We start from the raw sequence: 550 nt of genomic DNA, 5'->3' as shown, positions 1-550 counted from the left end.
CCGCGACGCCGGCCGCGGTTCCGGCGGCGGTCATGCCCGCCCCCCGGCCAGGATCGCGGCCGCAACACGGTTGAAATCGGCGTCGTCGCCGACCGGCGCCGCCTCCCAGGCCGCAGCGGCCCGGCCGCAGGCGCCGGGATCGGCGCCGACGGCGGAGGCAAGTTCCATCGCCAGCCGCACATCCTTCCGCATCAGCCCCGCGGTGAAGCCGCTGTCGAAGCTGCCGGACAACACCCAGCGCGGCAGGTTCACCTCGGTCGCGGCCGAGCGGCCGGAGGCGGCGTTGACCACCGGAAGCAGCGACGCGACGGGCACGCCGGCAGCCTCGCCGATCCGCAGCGCCTCCGCCGCCGCGACGAGATGCGTCGCGACAAGCAGGTTGTTGACCAGCTTCGCCACCTGCCCCGCACCGGCCTCACCGACATGGACAATGCGTGCGGCGATGCGCGCCAGCACGGGGCGCGCCGCCTCCAGCGCCTCCGCCGCGCCGCCGGCCATGACGGTCAGGCTCCCCGCCCCCGCCCCCGCCGGGCCGCCCGAGACCGGGGCA

At 76.9% G+C, this 550-nt stretch carries 1 protein-coding gene; it reads right to left on the bottom strand.

Going from position 1 to position 550, the window contains the following annotated elements; translation table 11 throughout:
• Positions 1-30 precede the first annotated feature (30 nt).
• Positions 31-550 (bottom strand): NAD-binding protein (locus L2I40_RS24300; protein WP_237217889.1); only part of this gene is annotated, 520 nt, incomplete at its 5' end.

The organism is Falsiroseomonas oryziterrae (assembly GCF_021864505.1).
In the GTDB taxonomy this organism is placed as follows: Bacteria; Pseudomonadota; Alphaproteobacteria; order Acetobacterales; family Acetobacteraceae; genus Falsiroseomonas; species Falsiroseomonas oryziterrae.
This window is presented reverse-complemented; position numbering and strand designations above follow the sequence as displayed.